This window comes from Streptosporangium sp. LJ11, assembly GCF_051918945.1.
Lineage (GTDB): Bacteria > Actinomycetota > Actinomycetes > Streptosporangiales > Streptosporangiaceae > Streptosporangium.
On the sequence record NZ_JBPXMB010000022.1, the window covers coordinates 165,328 to 191,377 of the forward strand.

Sequence of the window (26,050 nt, forward strand, 5' to 3'; positions counted from 1 at the left end):
CGTGGGAGAGCATTTCGATCACTGGGTCGGGGGTTCCTCCCGAAGATGACAGGGTCACGTCACGGAGACGCCCCGCCGGGCCATCCGCCGTTCCGGTCAGCGGCCGAGTTCGGCGAAGGACTTCTCCCAGCGGTCGACGATCACGGAGATGTCGTAGTTCCTGGCCGTCTGGAGGGCGTTCTCGGCCATCCGGCGGCGCCCCTCCTCGTCGTCGATCATCTGGATCAGCCCGCCGGCCAGGGCGTCCACGTCGTCGGCGGGGACCAGCAGCCCGTTCACCCCGGAGGTGATGATCTCGCGGGGGCCCCGGGGGCAGTCGAAGCTGATCACCGGCACCCCGGAGGCGAACGCCTCGATGATGGTCATGCCGAAGCCCTCGAAACGGGAGCTGACCGCGTGGATCGAGGCCTTGGCGAGCTCGCCCTCGATGTCTCCGGTGGGACCCATGAACGTGACGTTGTTGTGCAGGCGCAGCTTGACGGACTGCCTGACCAGCTTGTCGCCGACCCGGCCCTCACCGTAGATCCGCAGTTTCCAGTCCGGGCGTTCCCTGGCCACCCGGACGAACGCCTTCAGCAGCCGGTCGTACCCCTTGACCGGTACCAGCCTGCCCGCGGCCAGCACGATCCGGTTCTCCTGTCTGGAGCGCGGACGCGGCCCGCCGGGCAGCCCGTTGCCGATGGTGAACACCCGGGTGGACGACCCGTTGAGCATCTTCCGGTAGTCGTGCTCGTCGGCCTCGGTGAGGGTCACGACGGCGTCGAGCTTCGGGTACCACGTCCGGATTTCCTCGAAGATCCCGGGCTGGTGGGCCTCGAAGTGCAGGTGCTCCTGGGCGATCGTGATGACCCGCTTGCGGGCGTACCTCGCGGCCATGATGTTGAGCCCCGCGCGGGTGGTGACCAGCACGTCACTGCGGAGCCTGCGCAGCTCGCGGACGATGACCTCGTCACTCCAGGCGCTGAAGGAGGCGTACGCGCGCTCCTCGGGGTGGATCAGCGCGCTCTCCCGCGCGCCCAGCCGCTCGGCTTTCCTCGTGTACGGCCAGCGGACCCTGGCCCCCTCCCTCAGGTCCACCAGCGAGCGCAGGCGAACCTGCGAGCCCAGCGGCAGGAAGGGCCTGTCGACGTGCTGGAAGACGCTGACGATCTCGACCTCGTGCCGCTCCGACAGGGCGGTGGCGAGGTCGAAGGTGGCGCGGATGGTCCCGCCCATGCCGTAGGCGTTGAGGATGAGAAAGGAGATCTTCACGAGCTCGCCTCCTCGATGCTGAGCGCGACGGCGAGGCTGTCGGTCTCGGTGTAGTACGGCCGGACCCTCACCTGCCCGACACGCTGGGCAGGAAAACGAACTTTGGTCTTCTTATCCGTTATGTCATCAAGTCGGGTCGCCAGCGGCAGCCGCATTCCGGAGATCTCCGCGTAGAGGTCCCAGAAGACCCGGCGCCGCACCTGCGTCTCGGCCATCGGCGCGATCTCCACCCCTCCCTCGAACCACCGCCCCTGGAAGCTCGCGGGCCCGCTCACGGGCTCCGGCCCCCGGCGGGCCACCGCCACGAGCCTGGCCGCCCCCCGGATCGGATCGCCGTACGCGATGGCGCCCTCCACCTGGATCACGCCGTCCTCCGCGGTCACGCGGATCACCTCGACGTACGGCTCGACCTCGCGGACCCGCAGGCCCAGCGTGCCGAGGGAGGTACGGAACGCCCTGATCTCCCGGTTGCGGCGGGTCTCGGCGTAGGACCACAGCCCGTCGAGCGAGAACCCCGGATCGTCGGTGACGATGGGCTCGCCGCCGCGTGACGCCATCCAGACGCCCGCGGACAGTGCCGTCAGATCCGCGGCCCCGCACTCCTCACCGGTCTCCACGTGCCGCAGGACGATCTCCGCGCTGTTCCCGCCATTCCCGCCATTCCCGGCGTTCCCCTCGACCGGCTCGGGCCATTCGATCCTCAGCGTGTCGTCGTTGCCCACACGGCTCGTGACGGCCCGCCCGCTCACGGACGGAATCACTCCGTGGCGTGCCCCAATGCTCACCAAGAGTCCCCCGGTCTTCTCTGCTCATCCCCGTAGAGCAGGACACTGTCCACTGATTCATAACGAAATAGCTTATTTTTGCCTGTTAATCCTAACGACCCACACTCGTACTTTGAGGTGACTTAGCGGTGAATGGTTCCATCTAATCGTAAACAGGCGGGTAGTGACCGCTTGGCGGTGGTCAGTACCCCCTTCTCACCAGCCGATATTCGCCGAGGCGATCCAGAAGAAACTCCGATGCGTCCAATACCGGCCAGAGCCGATCTCCCCGAGCTCCGCCTCCCGGCGAACCAGGAGATGCCCGTCCGAACCGTGGCATCCAGAAGTGCCCGCGAGACGGGGTGGCGGCAAAAGACAGGGTGTCGGTGAGACTCGTGTCACCGGGAACACGAGTCTCACCGACACCCCGATGTGGCCGGTCAGCTTCGCGGTTCGTCGCTCGATTGCGGGTCGCGGCGTTCCAGCGCGGCCTCGAAGGAGCGGAGTGCGGTGACGACGGTCGCGCGTTCGGCGGGTGACAGACCGCTCATGACGTGTTCCCAGGCGGTGGCGCTGCCGGACAGCCAGGCGCGGATCGGTTCGGCGTAGGCCGGGGTGATGGCGATGATGCGGCGGCGACGGTCGGCGGGGTCGGCGGTCCGCTCCAGGACACCTGGCCGCACCAGTTCGCTGACCATGAGGCTGACGGTCGTCGGCGCCACCTCCAGCCGATCGGCGAGCTCGTTCACGCCGGCGGGGCCGTCATATTCCAGGTGGGCCAGCAGGGCCAGGTGCCGGGGCGCCAGGTCGAGGTCCCGCAGCTCGGGCGGAATCGGCAGACGTTTGGCGCGGCCGACGAGCCGGGGCATGAGCAACAGCAGGGTGCGGACGGCCTCGTTGACGGCGATACCACCCGGTTCAGTGGACATCAGCAACCTCTCACCGATACCTTTAAGCTTAAAGCCTTTAGGGTCAAAGAAAACGAGGTCCACCGTGCCGCATCTGACCGCCCATCTTCCGGACGCCAGGCTAGCGGGCAACGAACCCGAGCTCGTGACCGCCCTGACCGAAGCGATCGTCAGCGTCTACGGCGAGTGGGCGCGACCGCTGGTGAGCATCCGGCTGTCCGGCGTTCCCGCGGGCCGCTTCGCCCAGGGGGGCGTGCCCGTGGACACCAGCGTCTCGGTCACGTTGGGCGTCCGGTCAGGCGCGTTCGAATGCCCCGACGCCGCCGAGATCACCGCCCGCCTCGGCGCCGCCCTCACCGACGCGATCACATCGGTCCTGGGCGAGGAACTCCGCCCGGGCACCATGGTCGAACTCCTCGCCTCCCCTCCTGAGCGGACCTTCGTCGGCGGCAACCTCGCCTCGTGACCGCTCCACGCCGGAACCGGGTCGACGTCGAGGCCGGCACGGCCCGGAACCGGGCCGGCTCACAGCCGGGGCCGGTGCAACGAGATGGTCATCGACTCGACCGCCATCTGCGGGCTGACGTTGGACGCCAGCCGCCTCCGGCAGCGCATGATCGCGTCGATCCTGCGCAGGGTGTCCTCCGGTGTGGAGGCGCGGGCCAGCTCCTCCAGGTCGGCGCGGCGGTCCTCGCTGGCCAGCTCCACGTGCGCGCCGAACTGCACCGCCAGCACGTCCCGGTAGAACGCCACCAGGTCGAGCAGGGACGCGTCGATGACGTCGCGCTTGGTACGGGTCGCCCGGGACTTCTGCCGGTCCTCGAGATCCTTGAGAGCACCGGCACCGCCGCGGATCAGGCCCCTGTTGAGCCCCTTGCCGGTGGAGCCCTCGCCGTAGACCTGGCGCAACTCGGTGATCTCCGACTCGTTCAGCACCGCGGTGACCGCGGCGGCCTCGTCCTCGGCGGTCTTCACCAGCCGCTCGGCGGCCATCACGCACTCCCCGATGCCGGTCAGCGACCGGGGGATGGACAGCACCGCCTCGCGTCGCGCACGCGCCTCCGCGTCCAGCGCCAGCCTGCGGGCGCGGTCGATGTGCCCCTGGGCGGCCCTGGCGGCGAACTCCGCCGTCACCGGCGGCACGTTCTCGCGCGTGGCCAGCACGTGGGCGACCGCCGCGGTGGGCGGGGTGACGAGCGTGACGAGCCGGCAGCGGGACCTGATGGTGATCATCATGTCGTCCGGAGAGGGCGCGCAGAGCAGCCACACCGTCTTCGGCGGCGGCTCCTCGATGGCCTTGAGCAGCGCGTTGGACGCCCCCTCGGTCGCCCGGTCGGCGTCCTCGAACAGCACGACCCGCCAGCGGCCCAGCGTCGGCGCCCCGGCCGCGCGCAGGATGAGCCGCCGGGTGTCCTTGATGCCGTACGAGAGCCCCTGCGGGCGGACGATCTCCAGGTCGGGATGGGAGCCGACCGCCACCTGGTGGCACATGTCGCAGTGACCGCACCCCTGGTCGGGGCAGAACAGCGCGGCGGTGAACGCCCGCGCGGCCTCCTCGCGCCCGGACCCGGGCGGCCCGGTGAACAGCCACGCGTGGGTCATTCCGGCGCCGCGCCCCCCGGCCAGCAGGTCGGCCCCGGCCGCCGCCGCCCGGCGGAGCGTCGCGGCGGCCCGCTCCTGCCCCACAAGATCATCAAAGACTCCCACGTCCCCCAACCTACCGCCGGGGACACGGGCTCAGTCGCGGATCGCGCTCCCGGCACGGCCCGAGCTCACCCGTACCGGCCACCGCCACACGGGCTCAGTCGCGGATGGCGGGCATGGTCCCGGTGACGTCCTCCGACTCCCGCGGCACCGGGTCGGGCAGGATCTCGCGGACCCGGTCCTGGATGATCGAGGAGATCTGGTTCTGGGGCAGGGTCCCGTCGACGACCAGGTAGCGGTCGGGCTCGGCGGCGGCCAGCGCCCGGAACTCGCGGCGGACGCGCTCGTGGAACTCCAGGGGCTCCGACTCGATGCGGTCGGCGGCCCCGCCCAGCCGGGCCAGCCCCACCGACGGCGGGGTGTCGATGAGCACCGTGAGGTCCGGGACGAGCCCGCCGGTGGCCCAGCTGTTGACCATCGTGACGTCCTCGGCCTCCAGTGCCCGGCCCGCGCCCTGGTAGGCGAGCGACGAGTCGACGTAGCGGTCGGAGATCACCATCGAACCCCGGTACAGGGCCGGGCGGATGACCTTCTCCACGTGCTCGGCCCGGTCGGCCGCGTACAGCAGCGCCTCGGACCTCGCGGACAGCCCCTGGTGCACCGCGTCGAGCAGGATCGCGCGCAGCCGCATCCCCACCTTGGTCGAGCCGGGCTCGCGGGTCTGCACGACATCGAAGCCCTGGTCACGCAGCCAGATCGCCAGCAGCCTGGACTGGGTGGTCTTCCCCGACCCCTCGCCGCCCTCGAACGCGACGAACATCCCGCGCCCCTGCTCGGCGCTCTCGGGGGCGAACCGCTCGCCGCGCACCGCGGCGATCAGGTCGGCGATGATCGAGACGCCCCTGCGGTCGTCCATCTGCCGCAACGCGACGATCCCGACGATAACCGCGAGCAGCCCGCCGACCAGCAGCACCAGGTTGGAGCCGTCGAACCGGTAGACCGGCTCCTGGCCGACCCTGATCTGGCGCTCGCCGAACAGGCCCGCCAGGGTCGGCGCGACCGCGACCACCAGCAGCAGGGTCACCCGGGCGAGCGACTGCAGGAAGGAGAACGTACGGCCCCGCAGGCTGTCGTCCACCTCCAGCCCGATCATGGTGTAGCCGATGATCCAGGCGATCCCGGCGCAGGCGCCGAGCAGCACGGTCAGCAGAACGACGATCACCAGGTTGTGGACGAGCGCGATCGCGACGAGGACCAGCCCGGCCACCACGATCGACAGGCCGAACAGCCTCCGCCGCGACAGCTCCCTCAGCAGCTTGGGCCCGAAGAACATGCCGGACGCCATACCGACGAAGACCGCGCCGAAGACCACGCCGTACGCCGCGTCACCGCCGCCCAGCGCGTCCACGTAGATCTTGGCCACCCCGACCACCGCGCCGCCGGCGGCGAACGCGCCCAGCATGCCGATGATCAGACCGCGGATCAGCCGGTTGCCGCCGACGAACCGCCAGCCCTCGAAGATCTGCCGCAGCACCGACGGCGTGGAGGTGGCCCGCGCGCCGCTCCTCGGGATGTCCTTGAGCGAGAAGATGATGACGGCCGAGACCAGGTACGCGAGCGCGTTGATGAACAGCGCCAGGTAGGTCTCGCGCTGGGCGAGGAAGGGCACCAGCCTGCCCAGGAAGTCGTCGGCGACCGACAGCAGCGCGAACAGCAGCGCCGCGATGGGCGCGGTGCCGTACGTGACCAGGAGGTTGAGCTGGTTGGCCTCCTCCAGCCGCTCCTTGGGCACCAGGTTGGGCACCGTGGCGTCCTTGGCCGGGACCCAGAAGAGGTTGACGCACTCGACCAGGAACGTGGCGATGATCACCCACTGGTAGCTGCCGATCAGCGGGATCGACAGCACCAGCGCGAAGCGCAGGAGGTCGCAGAAGAACATCGTCAGCCGCCGGTCGAACCGGTCGGCGAACGCGCCCGCGAGCGGGCCCAGCAGGATGGCCGGGAGCATCTTCGCCACGAAGACACCGCCGATGGCCAGGCTCTGGACCTTGTAGCCCGACGCCGCGGTGAGGTTGCCCGCGAGGGCGGTCAGCGCCAGGAGGTTGAGCCAGTCTCCCAGGCTGCACACCGACATCGCCGTCCACAGCTTGCGGAACGGGGCATTGGCCAGCACGTGGGAGGGCTTGCGTCGCGCGGTGCTCCGGCCAGGGGTGGTCATAGTGTCAGCGTATCCAGATGCTCGCTGGGCTGGGGAAAACACCAGCCAGGCGGAAATGCCCGGCTGCCCGTCGCATGAGGGTAATACGTCCACCCCGTACCTCGCAGGTCACCCCGGCGAAAAGAAGCGCCCGGGGCCGCTGTTTCCAGAGGTGCTCGTGGCGAGGGCACCGGCGCTCACGGCGGGATTGTCCAAGGCGCTCACCGCGAGGACACCGGAGGTGCTCGTGGCGGGATTGTCAGAGGCGCTCGTGGTGGACTTCCAGCAGGGTGATCTCGGGAGGAGCGCCCACCCGGACCGGCGGCCCCCAGAAGCCCGCGCCCCGCGTCACGTACACCTGGGTGCCGTCCACCTCGCCGAGACCGGAGACGACCGGCTGCTGCATCGGGACGACCAGGTTGAAGGGAACCATCTGGCCACCGTGCGTGTGGCCGGACAGCTGGAGGTCCACGCCGTACGTGGCCGCCTGGACGGCCTGGACCGGCTGGTGGGCGAGCAGGACGGTGGACCGGGAGCGGTCGCGGTCGCCGCCCAGCGCCCGCTCGAAGTCGGGGCCGTCCCCCGAGGCGACGCCGCCGAGGTCGTTGACCCCCGCGAGGTCGAGCACGGCCCCCCCGTGGGCGATCTCGACGCGCTCGTTGCCGAGCGGGCGGACGCCGAGCCCGCGCAGCTCCTCCATCCACTCCTGCGGGCCGTTGGCGGTGTAGTACTCGTGGTTGCCGGTGACGAAGTAGGCGCCGTAGCGGGATTCGAGGTCCTCCAGCGGCCTGGCCAGCGGGCCGAGCTCGGCCACCGTGCCGTCGACCAGGTCACCGACGACGGCGACCACGTCGGCCTTCAAGGAGTTGATCATGCGAACGATGCGCCGGGTGTGTTCCGTACCGGTGAGCGGGCCCAGGTGGATGTCGCTGACCACCGCGAACCGCAGGCCGCTCAGGCGCGGATCCAGCCTGGGCAGCACGACCCTGACCGGTTCGATCACCGGGTCGCCGAGAGCCGTCCCGACCCCGAGACCGACCGTGCCCAGCGCCCCCGCCCCGGCGGCGACCGCGGCCGTACGGGCGATGAACAGCCTCCTGCTCATCCCGGCCGGATCGTTCGCCCCGCCGGTGGCCCCTCCGCCGCGCCGCGCGTCCCCGGCACCCGGAACGACGATCACGCCGCCGATCGCGGAACCCGTCTCGGGCTCATCCCGGCCGGCGGCATCGGACCGAACGGCGGACACCGGCTGAGCGGCGGGCACCGGCTGAGCGGCGATGAGCGCGGCCCGCTCCGCCCTGCGGGCGGCCACTCCCGGCGGAACCCGGCGGCGCTCCGCCCGCAGCTCCACCACGCGCAGGACCGTCAGGGCAGCGGCCCGGGGGATCTCCAGGAGCACCAGGAACACGAAGAGGTAGAACATCACCGCGATCCAGAAGAACCCCGGCCACGCCAGGAAGTGACCCCACTCGCTACGGGAGGCGACCAACGTCACCGGGGCGAGCACCGCCAGGGCGACGAGGGTCCACGTCAGCACCCGGCGGGTCCGTCCGGGCCGCGTGGTCGAGCGGATCAGGCGATGCCACAGGTAGCAGTGGACCAGCGTGATCGCGAAGACGACCAGCGACACGAAGCCCACGATCGTCACTCGCCTCTCCCGTCCGCCCACCGGCCGTTCCCGGCGCGTTCCGAAGAACGCCCGGGACGGCGAATGCGTTCCCAGAACCCCGGAAGTTCCGAGAACCCGAGGGACAGGGCGTCAGACCTTCACCCTGCGCGTTACCGCGACCCCGGAACCCGTGCGTCGCCAGAGTCCCGAAAACGGGGCGTCAGGCCTTCGCCTTGGCCCGGGTGGTGCGGGGACGCTTGGGCGCCGGGCCACGGGCACGGCGGTCGGCGAGGAGCTCGGCGGCGCGCTCGGTGGTGATCTGCTCGACCTCGTCACCCTTGCGCAGGGAGGCGTTGGTCTCCCCGTCGGTGACGTAGGGCCCGAACCGCCCCTCCTTCACCACGATCGGCTTCTTGGAGACGGGATCCTCCCCCAGCTCGCGCAGCGGCGGCGCCGCGGCGGCCTGCCTCCCCCTGGCCTTGGGCTGGGCGAACAACTCCTTGGCCCGGTCGAGGGTGACCGTGAACAGCTCCTCCTCCGACGCCAGGGAACGCGAGTCGGTGCCCTTCTTGACGTACGGCCCGAATCTGCCGTTCTGGGCGGTGACCTCCTGGTCGTCGATCACCCCGAGCACCCGGGGCAGTGACAGGAGCTTCAGGGCGTCTTCCAGGGTGACGGTGTCCAGGGACATCGTCTTGAGCAGCGACCCGGTGCGCGGCTTGGGAACGTCGGCCTTCTTGGTCCTCTTCTTGGCGCCCTCGGCCGGCGGCGCCTCCTCGGGCAGGATCTCGGTGACGTACGGGCCGTAACGACCGTCCTTGGCCACGATCACGTGCCCGGTCACCGGGTCCTTGCCCAGCTCCCGGTCACCCGTCGGGCGGGAGAACAGCTCCTCGGCCATCTCGGCGGTGAGCTCGTCGGGAGCAAGGTCCTCCGGCACGTTCACCCGGGCGCCGTCGCGGTCCAGGTACGGGCCGTAGCGGCCCACCCGGATCATGATGTCGGTGCCCCTGATCGAGAACGAGCTGATCTCCTTGGCATCGATCTCGTCGAGATCGGTGACCATCTCCTTCAGGCCCTCGTCGCCGTCCACGCCGAAGTAGAACCGGCGCAGCTCCGGCACCCGCTCCGCCCTGTCGTTGGCGATGTCGTCGAGGACCTTCTCCATGTCGGCGGTGAAGTCGTAGTCGACGAGGTGGCCGAAGTGCTGCTCCAGCAGGTTGACCACCGCGAACGCCAGGAAGGACGGCACCAGGGCCGTGCCCTTCTTGAAGACGTACCCGCGGTCGAGAATCGTTCCGATGATCGACGCGTACGTCGACGGGCGGCCGATCTCCCGGTCCTCCAGCTCCTTGATCAGCGACGCCTCGGTGTATCGCGCGGGCGGCTTGGTGGCGTGCGCCAGCACGTTGAGGGCGGACGCGGTGAGCGGGTCGTTCTCGGTCAGGTTCGGCAGGCGCTTCTCGGAGTCGTCCCGGTCGGTGGACGGGTCGTCCGCGCCCTCGACATAGGCCTTCAGGAAGCCGTGGAAGGTGATGGTCCGCCCGGAGGCGGTGAACTCGACCCGCTCGCCGGAACCGGACGTGCCGTCCACCTTGACGGTGACCGACTCGCCGACCGCGTCCTTCATCTGGGAGGCCACGGTCCGCTGCCAGATCAGCTCGTACAGGCGGAACATGTCGCCGCTCAGCCCGGTCTCGCCCGGCGTGCGGAACTCCTCGCCCGAGGGACGGATCGCCTCGTGCGCCTCCTGCGCGTTCTTGACCTTGCTGGCGTAGACGCGCGGCTTGTCGGGCACGTACGCCGCGCCGTACAGCTTGATGGCCTGGCTGCGGGCCGCCGCGACGGCGGTCTCCGACAGCGTGATGCTGTCGGTTCGCATGTAGGTGATGAAGCCGTTCTCGTACAGGCGCTGGGCGACCTGCATGGTCGACTTCGCGGAGAAGCCCAGCTTGCGGCTGGCCTCCTGCTGCAGCGTGGTCGTCCTGAACGGCGCGTACGGCTTGCGGGTGTACGGCTTGCGCTCGACGGACCTGACCTTGTAGGACACCCCGGCCAGGCGCCCGGCCAGGGCGTGGGCGGCCTGCTCGTCGAGGTGGAGCACGTCGGCGCTCTTGAGAGTGCCGTTGCTCGCGAAGTCGCGGCCCTGGGCGACGCGCTTGCCGTCCACGCCGGTGAGCATGGCGGTGAACTCGTGCGGGACCTCGTCGCGGCCGGTGTCGAGCAGCGCCTGCAGGTCCCAGTAGCTCGCGCTGGTGAACGCCAGGCGCTCGCGCTCGCGCTCCACGACCAGCCGGGTCGCCACGGACTGCACACGCCCGGCGGACAGCTTGGGCTTGACCTTCTTCCACAGGACCGGGCTGACCTCGTAGCCGTAGAGGCGGTCGAGGATGCGCCTGGTCTCCTGGGCGTCGACCAGCCTCAGATTCAGGGCGCGGGGGTTGGCCACCGCCTCCTGGATCGCCCGCGGCGTGATCTCGTGGAACACCATGCGGTGGACCGGGACCTTGGGATTGAGCACCTCACGGAGGTGCCAGGCGATCGCCTCGCCCTCACGGTCCTCGTCAGTGGCGAGGTAGAGCTCGTCGGCGTCCTTGAGCAGCTGCTTGAGCTTGCTCACCTGTGCCTTCTTGTCGTGGTTGACGACATAGAGCGGCTCGAACTCGTGATCCACGTTGACGCCGAGGCGTGCCCACGACTCCCCCTTGTACTTCTCGGGGATGTCGTCGGCCTTCTCGGGGAGGTCGCGAATATGCCCGATGCTGGACTCCACGACGTAGCCGCGGCCGAGGTACCCGGCGATGGTCTTCGCCTTGGAAGGCGACTCGACGATCACCAGGCGGGTTCCGTCGGCGTTGCCGTTCTTGGCTGGCACGCTGCTTCCTACCTCGCTGTTCGCATTCGTTCCCCGTTTTCTTCCCCTCGGGTTACCCGGTCTCAGCCGGGGACACTCCCAAGAGAAGCCGCAAGGACGCAGAATAAAGCCCTATGAGTGTCGACGTCCCCCAGCTCACCCTCGGAGACTAATCGCTGTGCTCGACTACTCCTACTTGGTTCTCCACCTTCCGCGTGGCACATCCCGGGACGCAGCCCGGCGGATACTGACCGAACATGCAGAATACGGCGACTGGGAACTCGACCGCCTGCGACTGTATCCCGACGGTCGCCGGGACGTCCGACTGCGCCGGAAGATCATACGTGTGACCAGGACGATGTGATCCCCGGACATGGCTTTGCCCGCTCCGGGCCGCGCCCCCGGAACGGGCAAAGCTTCCATGCCTCGCCGGCCGAGCGGACGCCGCGCCACGGGGGCGCGGCCGTCCTGTCCCACCGCCGTCGAGGCGTCTGCGTGCCTTCCTCAGTGGCTCCGGGAAAGCGTGTCTAATGGGTGACTAATGCCTTACTTTTTGCGCCTTACTTCTTGCCGAAACGGATCCGGCGGGTGGTGCCGAAGACCGTCGCGGCGACCGCGGCCATCGCGCCGACCAGCAGGGTGACCAGGGAACCGACGTTCATTCCGGTCACCCCGACGGGCTGGGCGGCGCTCATCAGACCCAGGTCACCGACCGGCAGGGAGCCCGCCGGAGTCGAGGAGGTCAGGTCGGTGACGGGAGCCAGCGGCGAGCCGTTCCCTGCCGCCGCGGCCCGGTCGCCCGCCGGAGCGGCGGGCACGGCGGGCACGGCGGGAAGCTCGGGCAGCCTCGCGGGGACCGGGAGCCGCGCCTGGTCCGCCGCGCTCTGGGCCGCGGGCATCGACGACATACCGGAGGCGGACGCCTGACCGGCCGCGCCGCCGAGAGCCGGGACGGCCGGGAGGGCGGGCAGCAGACCGCTGGTCCGGTGCCTGCCGGGCTTGGAATCCCCGTCACCTCGGCCGCCGTGGCCGTTGTCATAGCCACCGTGACCACCGTGACCGCCATGACCACCGTGGCCACCGGGACCGCCCCACTGGCCGCCGTCGTGGCCGCCGGGACCGCCGTGGCCACCGCCCGGACGCCCGGACGGGCCGCCGACGCGGGAGCCGCCGAGGCAGCCCGCGGCGGCGTCACCCAGGACGGCGACCGCGTTGCCGCAGATGTTGATCGGCGCGGTGATCGGCGCCACCACCTGGTTGCCACCCAGCACCGAACCCCGGCCGGAGGTGCGGTTACCACCGGCACCCGTACCCGCGCCCGCACCGCCCGCGACCGAGGCGCCGCCCCTGCACGCGGCCGCGGCCTGGCCGAGCACGCCCACCGCGTTGCCGCAGACGTTGATCGGCGCGGTGATCGGCGCCACCACCTGGTTACCACCCAGCACCGAACCCCGGCCGGACGTGGTGTTGCCACCCGCGCCACCGCCACCGCCGGCACCGCCCACGACGGACGCGCCGCCCTGGCAACCGGCGAACGCGCCGCCCAGGACGGCCACCGCGTTGCCGCAGACGTTGATCGGCGCGGTGATCGGCGCCACCACCTGGTTACCACCCAGCACCGAACCCCGGCCGGACGTGGTGTTGCCACCCGCGCCCGCACCGCCGCCCCGGCCCGCCGGCACCGACACCCCTCCTGGGCAACCCGCCTGACCGTTGCCGACGGCGTTGCCGCAGACCTCGGCGGGTGCGGTGATCGGCGCCACCACCTGGTTGCCGCTGCCGGCGCCGAAGCGCCCGTCGGTGTCGTTGCCCGGCCGGCCGTAACCCCCGGGGCCGCCGGGGCCACCAGGACCGCCGGGACGGGGACCGTGCTTCCAGCCGTCGCCGGAGCCCCCCGAACCGGGGCCGCCCGGACGCGGACCGTGCTCCCAGCCGCCACCGGGACGCGGCCACTGCTTCCCGCGTCCGCCGTGGTCACCGTAACCCGGCTTGCTGGGCTCTCCGGGCCCGCCAGGCCGGCCGGGTCCCTCGTGCTCTCCAGGCTTACCGGGCCACCCAGGACCACCCGGGTGCCCGGGGCCTCCTGGATGCCCGGGACCGCCCGGGTGTCCAGGTCCGCCCGGAGTGCCGCCGCCGATGACCTCGGCACCGCCCTCGCAACCGGAGAAGGCCCCGCCGACGACGGCGACCGAGTTGCCGCAGATGTTGATCGGCGCGGTGATCGGCGCCACCACCTGGTTACCGCCCAGCACCGAACCCCGGCCGGACGTGGTGTTGCCACCGGCACCGCGACCGGCCCCACCCTGGTTGCTCACCGAGGCCCCGCCACGGCAACCGGCGGTCGCGCCGCCGAAGATCGCGAAGGAATTGCCACAGGCGTTGATCGGCGCGGTGATCGGCGCCACCACCTGGTTGCCGCCGCCGATGCTGTGCTCACCGTTCGTGCGGTTGCCGCCGGCTCCGCCGCCGCTTCCGCCCTGGTTCCGCACCGAGGCGCCGCCCCGGCAGCCCGCCTCGGAGCGGCCGAACACCGACACCGCGTTGCCACAGGCGTTGACGGGCGCGGTGATGGGAGCGACGACCTGGTTGCCGCCCAGGACGCTGCCCCGGCCGGACGTGGTGTTGCCGCCGGCGCCCGCATCGCCGTCGCCGTTCTCGACGGAGGCGCCGCCCTCCGAGGACGCGGCCGACTGCCCCGCCACGCCGACGGCGTTGCCGCTGATGTCGATCGGCAGGGTGATCGGGAGTTTGACCTGGTTGCCTCCACCGATCGAGTGGTCGCCGTCGGTGTCGGCGAAGGCCGTACCGCCGCCCATGGCCATGACGCCCAGTGCGAGCAGTGCCGCGGGGGCCGTGCCCGTAACCCACGTACGCATGATTGAAGCTCCTAGCAGTTTCGGGGGGGACCTGACCCTCGTGGGGCGCGCGAAGCCATGCGAAGGCCGGACAGGCCCGCACAGCGGAGGCCCCGACGGGCCGTCACGAGGAATGGGAAATGCCTTTTCTGCTGCCTGCTGGTCGCTCACCGAACGGAGCGGTTCTCCTGGGGACGGAGGATGAAGGCAGGCTCCGCGACCGGCGGATCACCCGAGAGGGGATGGGCCGGTCCGCGAGACGAGATCAGTCAGGAGAGAAAGAAGGGTCGTCCGCCGCTGTGCGGACGACCGGGGGGAGCACGAACGCCGGCGGGACACGCTGCGTCATCTGCCGCGGGTCGTAGGCGAACCACGCGACATCCCCCGGACCCGGTCCTGGGAGGCCGGATCCACCACCGCTCTGGGGCACGAATCCATTGGCGCCAGAGCCGTGTTCGACGGTGGCGGGGACCGGGAACCCCGGCTTGGACTGGCTGGTGAGCCCGTCCACACCTCGCCCCGCCATGGCTTCGGCGTTGTGCGTCGCCGACAGCCCGCCGCTGACCGTGGGGAAGACATCGGCTCTGGAAGCCGATCCGGAAGCGGCTGTGTGAGGGGTCTGGGAGCCGGCCTCTCCTGTCGTCGCGGTGGTGTCCGCGATCGCGGGAGCGGCGCCGAGGAGCCCGAAGACGACCGCGAGCAGCCATGCGGCGGCCAGGAGACCGCCGATAGCGAGGGCTTGCCTGACGCCCCGCCGAGTGCCGGCCGCGAACCGCGCCATCCGGTCAGCCCGGTCGGGGATCGTGTCGTCGACGGGAAGGGCCACGGGCACGCCTCGAACAGCGGGCGAGGACGCCCTCCACTGCCCGTGCGGCACACGTGCCACGTGACCTCCCCAAAGCTCCTGGACGGGCCCGTTCGGACACGAGCCATCCCTCAACGGAGAGTTACGCTAGCACCACATGGAGTCAACGCAACGGATTTCCCGGGAACGGCTCAGCAGCCGTCCAGGAAACGGTCAAGGACCCGGACCCCGAACTGGAGCGAATCCACCGGCACCCTCTCGTCGATGCCATGGAACATCCCGGAGAAGTCCAGGTCCGCGGGCAGCCTCAGCGGCGCGAACCCGAACCCCCGGATGCCCAGCCTGCTGAACGCCTTGAGGTCCGTGCCCCCCGACAGCGTGTACGGCACGGCCAGCGCGCCCGGGTCCTCGGCGACGAGGGCGTCGGCCATCGCGCGCACCAGCGGCCCGTCGAAGCCGGTCTCGATGGCGATGTCGTGGTAGACGAACTCCCTGGTCACGTTGGGGCCGAGCAGTCCGTCGAGCGTCTCGAAGAACTCGTCCTCGTACCCCGGCAGGAAGCGGCCGTCCACGTGCGCGGTCGCGGTCTGGGGGATCACGTTGGCCTTGTAGCCGGCCTCCAGCATCGTGGGGTTGGCGGTGTTGCGCAGCGTGGCGCCGATCATCCTGGCGAGCGGCCCCAGCTTGGCGACGGTCTTCTCGGCGTCGTCGAGGTCGAGTTCCAGCTCCAGGGCCCTGGAGGTCTCCTCCAGGAACGTCCTGACCGTCCGCGTCATCCGGACCGGCCACTCGTACCGGCCGATGCGGCCCACCGCCTCGGCCAGTTCGGTGACCGCGTTCTCGGCGTTGAGCATGGAACCGTGCCCGGCCCTGCCCGTGGCGGTCAGGCGCATCCAGGCGATGCCCTTCTCGGCGGCCTCGATCAGGTAGAGCCTGCGCGCCTCGTCGATGGAGACGCTGAACCCGCCCACCTCGCCGATCGCCTCGGAGCACCCGTCGAACAGGTCCTTGTGCTCGTCGGCCAGCCACTGCGCGCCGTACGTGCCGCCCGCCTCCTCGTCGGCGGTGAACGCCAGCACCACGTCCCTCGGCGGGCGGCGGCCCTCGCTGAGCCGCTGCCGTATGACCGCGAGGATCATCGCGTCCATGTTCTTCATGTCGACCGCGCCGCGCCCCCAGACGCAGCCGTCGGCGATCTCGCCGCTGAGCGGGTGCTGGGTCCAGTCGTCCGCGTTGAAGGGGACGACGTCCAGGTGCCCGTGGAGCAGGAGGGCGTCGCGGGAGGAGTCCTCCCCCGCGATGCGGGCGATCACGTTGGCCCGGCGGCTGTCCGACTCCAGGATCTTCGGCTCCAGCCCGACCTCCGACAGCTTCTCGGCGACGTACTCGGCGGCGGCCCGCTCACCGGGCCCCGAGTTGTCGCCCGCGTTGGTCGAGTCGATCCGGATCAGGTCGCGGCACAGCCCGACGACCTCGTCCTCAGCGTTGATCGCCGTCATGTGGGACTCCTTGGGGTTCGGCACGGCTTCCACCTCCCATCCTGCCGCCGGACCCCCCTTCCCGGCACCTCGCCCTTGCCTGCCCTCTTACCGATATGACGCCGGCTCAAGAGTTTGCTAACCTAAGTCCGCCGACGCGGGATGACGGTCCAGCGTGCAGGCACCACGTCCGGGTGGCGGAATAGGCAGACGCGCTAGCTTGAGGTGCTAGTGCCCTTTGCGGGGCATGGGGGTTCAAGTCCCCCCTCGGACACCAACCCAAATCCCAATGGGATTTGCCAGACGGTGCGGGATCGAGGTTCACCTCGGCCCGCACTTTCTTGTTTCCGGGATCGAATTCTGCGCGTAGGCCGATGCTTCGACAGACGTCGCTCTTCTGCTCCGCGGTTCCCTGCTCCTTACCTCATTGCTGCTGGTAGGAAGGAAGGGACGTCTGCGTCAACGGCGTACGCGAGGAGCTGAGGAGCTGAGGAGCATGATGTCCGGGCCGCATCCCAGCTCGCCGTTCACCGCCGCGTTGCAGCTGCGCCAGGACGTGGCCGTCATCGGCGTGGCGGGGGAACTGGACTTCCGTTTCGCGCCGGTGCTACGCGAGCGGTTGTTCCAGGTGAGGGAGCTGCCGGAGGCGCCGGCGGCGCTGATCGTAGATCTGGCCGGGGTCCTTTTCTGTGACTCGGTGGGGCTGAGCGTGCTGATCGCGGCGTTGCGCCACAGCCAGGCCACGGGCACCCGGCTGATGCTCAGCGGCGTGCACGGCGCCGTGGAGCGGGTGTTGTCCCTCACCGGCCTGGACACCGCCTTCGAGATCCATCCCGACCTGGATGAGGCGTTGCGGGCAGCCGGCCATCACCCCGATGACCCGATGGCCCGGTGATCCGTTAGCGCGGGTCCGGCCCTGCCGATTCAGGCGCCGCCTCTCACAGGTGCAGCCGCTCGTGGCCGTCGCCGTGCCATTCCACCAGCACCACTGTGGCGTCGTCCTGGAGGTGACCGTCGTGGTAGTCCAGCACACCGCGCACCAGACGACGCAGCGTCTCGGGTGCCGGCAGGCCGTCGGCGGTGCGGCGGATGATGAAATCGACGAACCGGCTCAATCCGAACTCCTGGCCGGCGGCGTTGCGGGCCTCGGTGATGCCGTCGCTGTAGAACACCACTCGATCCCCGGGCTGCAGCTGCTCCTGGCACATCGTGACCTCCAGGCCCAGGCCCAGGCCCATCGGGTGGGCCGGCCGGCATTCCAAGGTGGCGACCCAGCGGCCGCCGCGGATCACCACCGGCGGGTGGTGGCCGCGGTTGACCCACGACACCACCCCGGTGCGAAGATCCAGATCGGCCAGGATCGCGGTGACGAAACGGGTGGCCTGACCGAACTCGGTGATCAGGATCTGCTCGATGGCCTCGCTGTTCGCGGCCAGGTCGGCACCCTGGCGGCGGTTGTTGCGGCAGGCGGCCACCGCCAGGTTGGCGCTCAGCCCGGCCGAGACGTCGTGGCCCATCGCGTCGAAGATCCCCAGATGCGCGACATCGCCGGCCAGCGCGTAGTCGAAGGCGTCCCCGCCGACCTGGTAGGCCGGCTCCAGCGCCGCGGCGATGGTCACCCGGTGGTCGGCGAAGGTCAGCGGCGGCATCAGCGTCCACTGCATCTCCGCGGCCACGTGCATCGGCCGGGTGCGGACCAGCCGGGCGTAGGAGTCACTGCAGGGGCGCTTGTCAACCAGCAACAATGCCACCAGCGATGCCAGGTCCCGCATGTTGTCCTGGATCTGCGCGTCAGCACCGGCCTCGACGCCGATGCGCAGCACTCCCAGGCGTTCGGTGCCGTCCAGCAGCGGCACCCACCACCGCCGCGCACCGTCACCGGCGCTCTCGCCGGGCCCCTCGTCGGCCGCGGCACCACCGTCGGTGCCGGTGCCGGCCAGGATTCGCACCTCCTGGAAGGCCCGCCCGGCCAAGGTCGCGTCGACGCGCAACTCGGCGATCTCCGTGCTCGCGCCCTTCCCGCCGCTTTGACCCTCACCGGTCAACAGGCGCAGCACGGTGTGCTGCAGATCCGCCAGGTAGATCAGCACCTCGGTCAGGCCCGCGGACGCGGCGTGCTCGCCGACCAGGTTCGGAACCTGCTCCAAAGCCGCCAGATGACTGGCCCGCAACAGCCCTACCAGCATCCGCTCAGGGCCGGGGGAGGCCGTCACCTCCGTGCTACCGCCGACATGTGCTCACCCACCTTCGCCGACCTTTCATCCCTTCGTCCCCTACGACACGATTATTCGCTTTGCCGCAGAATTACCGTGGAGCAGCCCTCCTTAAAGGCGCGTTCGGATACGGCCGCCCCACCCCGTTTCGCTGCCTTTCGGGCGTTACCAGCCGGCCTACGGGCGGGCGGGAGTGCCTACGGTGTCTCGCCGGTCCCATCACGGATCGGGGCGTGCTCCATCTGCCGCAGGGCGTGCACCGCCTCTCTCAGGCTCTCTGCGACCTCGAAGTGATCCGTCAGGCGGGTCAGGTCGAAAAGGCGCCGGGGACGGCTGCCTGGAGCGAGGATCACGATCAGGTGTCCCCCGCGCTCGCCGACCCGGTCCCGGATCTCCAGCAGCAGGCCCAGCCCTGTCGAGGCCATGAAGGTCAGCTGGGTGAGATCCACGATCAGCCTGAGCTCATGGCAGACGCCCACCACCTCATCGAGGATGGCGCGCACACGGGGGGCGGTGAAGGCGTCCAGCTCACCCAGAAGGCGAAGAACCCGCAGCGACTCCAGCCGCCAGGTCCGCACCTCCAGCAGCACGTCAGAATCATCGGTCATCGGCCGTGGCAGCGGGGATGGGAGAATCTGGTCGGCAGACATCAGGCGTTCACCTTCGCGGGCATGACGGGAAGGCGGCCGCGTCTCTGGACCGGCACCTATTTTACCCGCCCCGAGCGGCGTGACCATTCCTTGGGGCGTGCAAGGCTGGCAGGGTTGCCGAGGGCACTTCGCACGCGTCATTCGGACGCCTCGTCGCCGGTGGCCGTTGGGCCGTAGCCCCGGAAACCCGCAGGCCCGCCATGTCGTCGTCATTCACCTCCGCCTCCGACCCGGCATGGTCGGACGGACTGCTGTCGCGGCTGGTGTCGACCGACACCTTCGAGGGATTCCTGCACGAGCTGGCCGTGGCGACCGTGGCCGCGCTGCCCGAGGGCAGCATGTGCGGGATCACCGTCGTGCGCGATGAGCGCGCCGTGACGATCGCCAGCAGTGACGATCTCACCCTGGCCGTCGATCAGATCCAGTACCGCACCGGCGAGGGCCCCTGCCTGGACACCCTGGCCGACGGGCAGACCAACCACATCGCCGACACCTCCGCCGAGCCGCGCTGGCGCTCCTTTTGCACCGAGGCCTTCGCCCACGGCGTGCGCAGCTGCCTGTCGCTGCCACTGAACGGCCCCAGTGGCCAGGTGGGCGGCTACAACCTCTACAACACCCACCTGGGCGCCTTCGGCGACGACGTCCAGGCGCGGATGCGGCTGTTCGCCGGCACCGCCGCCGGCGCCGTCGCCCTGGGTCTGCGCCTGGCCGACCAGTCCAAGCTGAACGAGGATTTGCGCGCCACGCTGGCCTCACGCAGCGTCATCGACCAGGCGATCGGCATCGTGATGGCCCAGCAGCGCTGCCCGGCCGCAGACGCCTTCGCGATCCTCAGCCGCGCCTCACAGAACCGCAACCTCAAGGTCCGCGACCTGGCCGCCGAGATCGTCGCCACCGTCGGCGGCCAGGCCCCCGGCCCCGGCACCTTCGACCTCCCCGAATAGATCACCGCGTTCTGACGGCCACGGCGAGCGGCGCCGGCGGTTTCACCCCTGTTGGGCGCACCTTTTCCGCTCACTGGGTGACGACGCTTTGTTCCCGCGCTTCGTGGCCCTTCGTCGCCGGTGGTGTGGGGATGGAGGCCAGGGGTAGGCGAATCGCGAACGGGAACCGTCCGCTTCAGGCGGGAGCGAAGAAGGGAGCGAGGTATGTCCACGGCACGAGAGATCATGACTCCGGACGCCGAGTGCGCGCGCGCCGAGGAGACGGTGTTGGAGGCGGCCGAGAAGATGGCCCGGCTGGATGTCGGCTCGCTGCCGATCTGCGGCTCCGACGACCGGCTGCAGGGCATGCTCACCGACCGTGACATCGTGGTGAAGGTGCTGGCCGCGGGCAGGGAGCCCAAGGCGTGCCAGGTCGGCGAGTTCGCCCAGGGCAAGCCCGTCACCATCGGCGCCGACGACGACGCCCGGGAGATCCTGCGCACGATGGCCTCGCACAAGGTACGGCGCCTGCCGGTCATCGACGGTCACACCCTGGTGGGGATGGTGGCGCTGGCCGATGTGGCCCGTGCCCTGCCCGACGCACCGGTCGGCGACCTCCTCGACGCGCTGACCAGCGACTGAACAGCGCCCTGACGGGGATGAGAGCGGCTCCACCCCAGGTGGGTGAGCCGCTCTTCCTCGTCGGGAGGCGATGTCGGCGGAGGTGATGTCACGATCGTGTGGGGCCGGGGTTCGATCCCGGCCACCCGACGATCCCGATCACCTCGTACGAGCCGCCGGTGGGAACGTCTGTACGGAAGTCGCCGGCCGTGTTCAGTTCTCTTCCAGTGTCCCCGCATGGATTTTTCGCGCTGGGCGGGTAAGGCAGTTCGGACAGGGGGAGAGCCGGAGAAAAGAGGGAGTCATGGCTGATCAGACGGTGCCCGAACTGATGGGCGAAGACGACGTGGTGGATCTGCTGCTGGCCCAGCACGCGTTGATCCGCGACCTGTTCGACGAGGTGGAGAAGGCCTCGGCGAGCGAGCGGCCGGAGGCGTTCCAGCGCCTGGTGCGGCTGCTGGCGGTGCACGAGACGGCCGAGGAGGAGATCGTCCACCCGTACGCGCGCCACAAGATCGACGGTGGCGACGCGGTGGTGGACGACCGCCTGGCCGAGGAGAACGAGGCCAAGCAGCTGCTCATGGAGATGGACAAGGCCGGCGCCGACGATCCGCGGTTCGCGGAGAACCTGGCGGTGCTGCGGGGGGCGGTGACGGCTCACGCCCGCAGTGAGGAGCGCTACGAGTTCACCCAGCTGCGCGCCCAGACGAGCGCGGCCGAGCGCCGGGCCATGGCCGTGGGGGTGAAGGCGGCCGAGGCGATGGCGCCGACCCACCCGCATCCGGGGGTGGAGTCGGCGACCAAGAACCTGCTGGTGGGAACGCCGGTGGCGATGATGGACCGGGCCCGTGACGTGATCCGCCAGGCCATGGGCAAGAGCGGCTGAGCGAGCCGTCGGCCCGGCGCGCGTGCGGTTCGCGTTTCCCGGCCCGGGAACGCGGGCCGCACACGTCGGGCGAGGTTCCATCCGCTGCCCGGGTGCCGGGACCTCTTCCGGGGCCCGGCACCCGGGCAGCGGGATTCACCGGTCGGCGCGCAGCGCCTCCACAGGGTGCGGGCCCTCGGTCTCCAGCCGGTACTCCCGGCCGGACTTGCCACGGTTCTCGTCGATGACGATCTCGCTGGGCGGCTTCTCACCACCCATGATCGCCTCCTGGTACTTCTCGAACCGCTCGTGCATGTCCTGGACGTAGCCGGTGCCGATCGTGGTGAAGTCGATCTGCGTGGCCAGCAGCTCGCGTAGGTAGGCCTTGTTCGGCTCGAAGGTCACCGGCGCGGGCAGCGCGGGCGCGAGGACTTCCTGCGGGTCGCGGGTGTCATGGCGCTTGAACAGCTCCGCGGCGATGCGCAGATGCTCCAGCTCCATGTTCAGGTGCAGCTCCCAGATCGCCTTGATCTTCGGGTCGGACTCGGTCTCCATGAACGAGTGGTACAGGTAGCACTCGTTGTACTCATGGTGGAGCAGCATCTCCCACCACGTCTCGCCCGGGTCCACCAGCGATTCGTAGTGGGTGACGTGTTCTTCCTCGATCAGCCCGATCTCCTGGTAGAGCCGGCGGGCGATCGGCTCCATGTAGGTGGGGCCGACGTTCATGTAGAAGTTCATGGTCTGCTGCTCGGCCGCCATGATCGTCAGCGCGTGCAGCTTGGAGATCGGCGCGGTGGCGCTCTTGTCGTACGGCTCGCGCAGGTTGTCGACCGGGTGGCGGTGATGCAGGTAGGTGGGCCGGCCCGGCATCACCTCGGTCAGGTTGTCGACGATCTTCTCGGCCCTGCGGTGCTCGATCATCTCGTACAGATTGGCGTAGCGGTACAGGTGGTCGAAGTCCTCCAGGACCCCGAACTGGTAGGCCTGCTTGAGGTAGGGGTCGGGCTCCATCCGCGCCACCCACGCGGTCAGGTCGACGGCGACCTGCTCGTAGGCGATCGTGGTCTCCAGCACCGACGCCAGGCCGGGCAGTAGCCAGTTGACCACCTTCTGCTGCTGGGCCTCGATGAAGCGCACCTGGGCGAGCTGCTGCTTGACGGCCGGGTCCGGGCAGTGCCGGGCGAACTGGTGGCTGAACATGATGGCCTCGACCTCGATGCCGTTCAGCGCGATGATCCGGCACCGGGTGTAGGGGTCGCCGTGGTCGGGATCGATCGGGGTGACGTTCAGCTCACTCCAGTTGCGCAGCTGCCGATCGAGCGGGATGCCCCGCTCCTGTAATGGATTGAAGGTCATGCCGTCCCTTCCTGAAAAGTAGTCAGGAGTGTGAGCAAAGGCCGTTACCCCCTTCCGCGTCCCCTAATCCGGCGGCGGTCTCACGCTGGGCGTCGGCGCCGGCTCCCACACGCGCGCGGCGTCTCGTGGTTCACGCCGGGGTCCTTGGTCACCGACGCGTACGTAGCCCTCGGCCGGAGCGACACGGCTCAACGGCGTCGGCCCGGGACTCGGGCGAGACCTTCGACGTCCCCGATGGGAACACCTTTCCCGCGGACTCTCACGATCCGATGATCAGGATGTGTACGATCACGGGGAACGTCTCTACGGGCATCGTTCCCTCCTGAAGGCCTCCAGCGATCTCCGTGCCTCCTCCAGGAGAGGCGAAAGGGTACGGCGGCACACAAGCGCCCGGGGCAGCCTTCGCAGGGCACCGCCCAGCCCTCGCCACCCGGCCGGGCCGCCGCGGGCGGCGGTGAACACGACCCGCGTCACCACCGGCCACGGCCGGCGCAGGACGGCGTTGAGCACCGCGTTACGGACGGCGAGGGCCTGTCGCCCTCGTGAGTCGCGGGAGGCCGAGGGATGGTGGTGGGCGATGACGTCCCGGACATAGGCCAGTCCCCAGCCGGCCGTGGCCAGGTCCGACGCGAGCCGCTCCTCCTCTCCGGCGAAGAAGATGATGTCGTCGAAACCGCCGGCGGCCAGGTACGCCTTCCGGCGCACCACGACTCCGCACGCCAGGAACCCGAGAATCACCGGGCCGGGGAGATCCGGTTCGGCGGCGAGAGGGGATTCGGCCATGTCCGCGCATATCGGATCCAGGTGCTTCTCCGGGCCCACCAGCACGCGCGCTGCCAGCACCGCCAGGCGCGGGTGTGCGTCGAGCACGCCGGCGGCGCGTTCGAGCGCCCCGGTCTCCCACCAGGAGTCGTCGTCGGCGAAGGCGACGTAAGGCGTCCGTGCGAGCCACACGCCCAGGTTGCGGGCCGGCGCGCCGAGGTTGCGTCCCAGCTCGACGACCTGGATGTGCGGGAACCGTCGCCGGACGAAGGCCGGGGTGCCGTCCGTGGAACCGTTGTCGAGCAGGATGACCGGGCATTCGTGGTGCGGCAGCGAGCGTTCCAGGTCATGGCGGCGGTCGCGGGTGGCCACCACCACCGTGACGCGAGGGAACGGATTCACAAGCCGGCGTCCGCGCTTTCACGGTGGCTCTGAAGTTCTCCGGCGAACCAGTCGATGGTACGGCGGAGCCCGCTGACCACGTCCACCCGAGGCCGCCAGCCGAGCCGTTCGGCGGCCTGGGAGGTGTCGGGACACCGGACGGCGGGATCGTCCACGGGCCGGTCGACGAAGCGGACGGGCGAGCCGGAGCCTGCCAGATCGCGGATCTTGCCGGCGAGGCCGAGCATGGTGAACTCCGCGGGATTGCCGATGTTGACGGGTCCCTCCAGCCCGCTGCGAGCCATGACGAGGATTCCCTCGACGGTGTCGTCGACGTAGCAGATGGAGCGGGTCTGGCTGCCGTCGCCGGTCACGGTGATCGGCTCACCGCGCAACGCCTGACGGATGAAGGTGGGAATGGCCCGGCCGTCGTGCGGCCGCATCCTCGGCCCGTAGGTGTTGAATATCCGCACGATCGCGGTGTCGACCCGGTGGGAGTTGCGGTAGGCCGTGGTCAGCGACTCGGCGAAGCGCTTGGCCTCGTCGTACACGCTGCGCGGCCCCACGGGGTTGACGTTGCCCCAGTAGGTCTCCCGCTGCGGATGCTCCAGGGGGTCGCCGTACACCTCGCTCGTGGAGGCCAGGAGGAACCGGGCGCCCTTCTCCTTGGCCAGGCCGAGGGCGTGCAGCGTGCCGAGGCTGCCCACCTTGAGCGTCTCGATCGGGTACCGGAGATAGTCCGAGGGCGAGGCCGCGGAAGCGAGGTGCAGCACCAGGCCCACCTCTCCGGGAACGTGCACGAAACCCATGAGGTCACACTCGATCAACCGGAAGGAGGGCCATTCGATCAGGTGCTCCACGTTCCGGGGCGAGCCGGTCAGGAAGTTGTCCATGCAGATCACCTCCATCCCCGCCGAAAGCAGACGTTCGCAGAGATGGGACCCGAGAAATCCGGCACCGCCGGTCACCACCACCCGTCGCGCGCTCATCTCACGCTCGCCTCCAGCAGATCGCCCGCGGCGTCGAGGACTTCCCCCACGCCGATCTCCAACAGGCCCGGGTCGGGCCGGCACCCGTGGGGGTCGCCGCTGCGCCCGGCCCACAGGGCGACGTGCGGCCCCGCCGGCGGCCCCCACAGGGCCGGTGCGACAGGACCGAACAGCACCACGGAGGGGGTGGCGAACGCGGTCGCCAGGTGGGCCACGCCGGTGTCGCCACAGATGATCAGCCGCGCGGATCCGACGAGGGTGGCCAGCGCTCCGACGTCCGTACGACCGGCCAGGACGGATCCGTCCGGCATCCCGGCGAGCGCCGCCACCTTCCGGCCGAGGGCCCGCTCGGCCGTGCTCCCGGTGATCAGTATCTGGCATCCGGTACGACTCAGCGCGGCGGCCACCTGGGCGAATCGTTCCGGCGGCCAGCGTCTGGCCGGGCTGGCCGCACCCGGATGGACGATCACGTGACCGGTCGTTTTCGAGGGCGGCGCGGGAAGAGCCAGGTCGGTGGGATCGGCCGCGATGCCGTACCACTCCAGGAACGCACACCATCGGACCGTCTCGTGGACGTCACACCGCCACGGCGGCCCCTGCGCGTCAGGGAAGCCGGGATGCGCGTGGGTGAGCAGCCGCCGCGGGCGGGTGCGGCGCAGCGCGGCGACGCTCTGCGGGCCGCGGCCGTGCAGGTTGACCGCGATGTCGGGGCGGTCGACGGGCACCGGCCCGGTTCCGGACACGTCGAGGAGCTCGTCGACGGCGTCGATCAGCGGCACCAGGCCCGCCAGGAGGGCCGGCGCGGCCAGCACGATCCGGTGTGCGGGGTGGGAGCGCCGCAGTGCCCGCAGGGCGGGCACCGCGGCGAGCACGTCGCCGAGTCCGAGCCCGCGGAGCGCGATCAAAACCGGTGCCGTCGTGA

22 protein-coding genes and 1 tRNA gene are annotated in these 26,050 nt (G+C 70.2%); 7 read left to right on the forward strand and 16 right to left on the reverse strand.

Annotated elements, in window-relative coordinates:
* Positions 1 to 96: 96 nt before the first annotated feature.
* From ACTOQ3_RS30055 to ACTOQ3_RS30065, 3 genes are all read right to left on the reverse strand, one after another.
* A complete protein-coding gene (locus tag ACTOQ3_RS30055) occupies positions 97 to 1,251 on the reverse strand; it encodes a glycosyltransferase family 4 protein (protein WP_440086797.1) in 1,155 nt (384 codons plus the stop codon).
* A complete protein-coding gene (locus ACTOQ3_RS30060; RefSeq protein ID WP_440086798.1) occupies positions 1,248 to 2,000 on the reverse strand; it encodes a hypothetical protein in 753 nt (250 codons plus the stop codon). The genes ACTOQ3_RS30055 and ACTOQ3_RS30060 overlap by 4 nt, the downstream gene beginning before the upstream one ends.
* Before the next feature lie 455 nt (positions 2,001 to 2,455).
* Positions 2,456 to 2,944 (reverse strand): MarR family winged helix-turn-helix transcriptional regulator, encoded by a 489-nt coding sequence (locus tag ACTOQ3_RS30065; protein WP_440086799.1) that lies wholly within the window; start codon positions 2,942 to 2,944, stop codon positions 2,456 to 2,458.
* A gap of 64 nt (positions 2,945 to 3,008) precedes the next feature.
* On the opposite strand from ACTOQ3_RS30065, the gene ACTOQ3_RS30070 reads away from it, so the two are divergent.
* On the forward strand, positions 3,009 to 3,389 hold the full coding sequence (locus ACTOQ3_RS30070) for a tautomerase family protein (protein ID WP_440086800.1): 381 nt from the start codon (positions 3,009 to 3,011) through the stop codon (positions 3,387 to 3,389).
* Positions 3,390 to 3,448: 59 nt separating this feature from the next.
* Here ACTOQ3_RS30070 and ACTOQ3_RS30075 read toward each other — a convergent pair whose 3' ends face one another.
* From ACTOQ3_RS30075 to topA, 4 genes are all read right to left on the reverse strand, one after another.
* On the reverse strand, positions 3,449 to 4,630 hold the full coding sequence (locus tag ACTOQ3_RS30075) for a DNA polymerase III subunit delta' (protein ID WP_440086801.1): 1,182 nt from the start codon (positions 4,628 to 4,630) through the stop codon (positions 3,449 to 3,451).
* Positions 4,631 to 4,724: 94 nt separating this feature from the next.
* Positions 4,725 to 6,785 (reverse strand): dTMP kinase, encoded by a 2,061-nt coding sequence (gene tmk, locus ACTOQ3_RS30080; protein WP_440086802.1) that lies wholly within the window; start codon positions 6,783 to 6,785, stop codon positions 4,725 to 4,727.
* A gap of 238 nt (positions 6,786 to 7,023) precedes the next feature.
* Positions 7,024 to 8,412: a metallophosphoesterase gene (locus ACTOQ3_RS30085; protein ID WP_440086803.1), complete on the reverse strand. Its 1,389-nt coding sequence runs from the start codon at positions 8,410 to 8,412 to the stop codon at positions 7,024 to 7,026.
* Between the two features lie 181 nt (positions 8,413 to 8,593).
* On the reverse strand, positions 8,594 to 11,248 hold the full coding sequence (topA, locus tag ACTOQ3_RS30090) for a type I DNA topoisomerase (RefSeq protein ID WP_440086804.1): 2,655 nt from the start codon (positions 11,246 to 11,248) through the stop codon (positions 8,594 to 8,596).
* On the opposite strand from topA, the gene ACTOQ3_RS30095 reads away from it, so the two are divergent.
* Positions 11,175 to 11,591 (forward strand): DUF5703 family protein, encoded by a 417-nt coding sequence (locus tag ACTOQ3_RS30095; protein WP_425581893.1) that lies wholly within the window; start codon positions 11,175 to 11,177, stop codon positions 11,589 to 11,591. The genes topA and ACTOQ3_RS30095 overlap by 74 nt on opposite strands.
* A gap of 196 nt (positions 11,592 to 11,787) precedes the next feature.
* Here ACTOQ3_RS30095 and ACTOQ3_RS30100 read toward each other — a convergent pair whose 3' ends face one another.
* From ACTOQ3_RS30100 to ACTOQ3_RS30110, 3 genes are all read right to left on the reverse strand, one after another.
* Positions 11,788 to 14,103: a chaplin family protein gene (locus ACTOQ3_RS30100; protein ID WP_440086805.1), complete on the reverse strand. Its 2,316-nt coding sequence runs from the start codon at positions 14,101 to 14,103 to the stop codon at positions 11,788 to 11,790.
* 244 nt (positions 14,104 to 14,347) lie between these two features.
* Positions 14,348 to 14,968: a hypothetical protein gene (locus ACTOQ3_RS30105; protein WP_440086806.1), complete on the reverse strand. Its 621-nt coding sequence runs from the start codon at positions 14,966 to 14,968 to the stop codon at positions 14,348 to 14,350.
* Positions 14,969 to 15,078: 110 nt separating this feature from the next.
* A complete protein-coding gene (locus ACTOQ3_RS30110) occupies positions 15,079 to 16,386 on the reverse strand; it encodes a M20/M25/M40 family metallo-hydrolase (protein ID WP_440086807.1) in 1,308 nt (435 codons plus the stop codon).
* Between the two features lie 167 nt (positions 16,387 to 16,553).
* Here ACTOQ3_RS30110 and ACTOQ3_RS30115 point away from each other — a divergent pair.
* A tRNA-Leu gene (locus ACTOQ3_RS30115) sits at positions 16,554 to 16,642 on the forward strand.
* Between the two features lie 219 nt (positions 16,643 to 16,861).
* Complete coding sequence (locus tag ACTOQ3_RS30120) at positions 16,862 to 17,260, forward strand: STAS domain-containing protein (protein ID WP_440086808.1); 399 nt, start codon at positions 16,862 to 16,864, stop codon at positions 17,258 to 17,260.
* Between the two features lie 43 nt (positions 17,261 to 17,303).
* On the opposite strand, the gene ACTOQ3_RS30125 is transcribed toward ACTOQ3_RS30120, so the two are convergent.
* Complete coding sequence (locus ACTOQ3_RS30125) at positions 17,304 to 18,551, reverse strand: PP2C family protein-serine/threonine phosphatase (RefSeq protein WP_440086810.1); 1,248 nt, start codon at positions 18,549 to 18,551, stop codon at positions 17,304 to 17,306.
* Positions 18,552 to 18,775: 224 nt separating this feature from the next.
* Complete coding sequence (locus ACTOQ3_RS30130) at positions 18,776 to 19,186, reverse strand: STAS domain-containing protein (protein WP_440086811.1); 411 nt, start codon at positions 19,184 to 19,186, stop codon at positions 18,776 to 18,778.
* A 242-nt stretch (positions 19,187 to 19,428) separates the two neighbouring features.
* Here ACTOQ3_RS30130 and ACTOQ3_RS30135 point away from each other — a divergent pair, with 242 nt between their 5' ends.
* The 3 genes from ACTOQ3_RS30135 (at position 19,429) to ACTOQ3_RS30145 (ending at position 21,658) form a co-directional block, all read left to right on the forward strand.
* Positions 19,429 to 20,172, forward strand: a complete 744-nt coding sequence (locus ACTOQ3_RS30135; RefSeq protein ID WP_440086812.1) for a GAF and ANTAR domain-containing protein — start codon at positions 19,429 to 19,431, stop codon at positions 20,170 to 20,172.
* A gap of 204 nt (positions 20,173 to 20,376) precedes the next feature.
* A complete protein-coding gene (locus ACTOQ3_RS30140) occupies positions 20,377 to 20,793 on the forward strand; it encodes a CBS domain-containing protein (protein WP_440086813.1) in 417 nt (138 codons plus the stop codon).
* A gap of 283 nt (positions 20,794 to 21,076) precedes the next feature.
* Complete coding sequence (locus tag ACTOQ3_RS30145) at positions 21,077 to 21,658, forward strand: hemerythrin domain-containing protein (RefSeq protein WP_440086815.1); 582 nt, start codon at positions 21,077 to 21,079, stop codon at positions 21,656 to 21,658.
* A 135-nt stretch (positions 21,659 to 21,793) separates the two neighbouring features.
* On the opposite strand, the gene ACTOQ3_RS30150 is transcribed toward ACTOQ3_RS30145, so the two are convergent.
* The 4 genes from ACTOQ3_RS30150 to ACTOQ3_RS30165 form a co-directional block, all read right to left on the reverse strand.
* Positions 21,794 to 22,996, reverse strand: coding sequence for a hypothetical protein (locus ACTOQ3_RS30150; RefSeq protein ID WP_440086816.1), 1,203 nt, complete (start codon positions 22,994 to 22,996; stop codon positions 21,794 to 21,796).
* Positions 22,997 to 23,299: 303 nt separating this feature from the next.
* Positions 23,300 to 24,160, reverse strand: coding sequence for a glycosyltransferase family 2 protein (locus tag ACTOQ3_RS30155; RefSeq protein WP_440086817.1), 861 nt, complete (start codon positions 24,158 to 24,160; stop codon positions 23,300 to 23,302).
* Entirely contained in the window at positions 24,157 to 25,128 is a 972-nt protein-coding gene (locus ACTOQ3_RS30160) for a UDP-glucuronic acid decarboxylase family protein (RefSeq protein ID WP_440086818.1), read from the reverse strand. Before ACTOQ3_RS30160 ends, ACTOQ3_RS30155 begins: the two co-directional genes overlap by 4 nt.
* A complete protein-coding gene (locus ACTOQ3_RS30165; protein WP_440086819.1) occupies positions 25,125 to 26,033 on the reverse strand; it encodes a glycosyltransferase family 9 protein in 909 nt (302 codons plus the stop codon). The genes ACTOQ3_RS30160 and ACTOQ3_RS30165 overlap by 4 nt, the downstream gene beginning before the upstream one ends.
* Positions 26,034 to 26,050 lie beyond the last annotated feature (17 nt).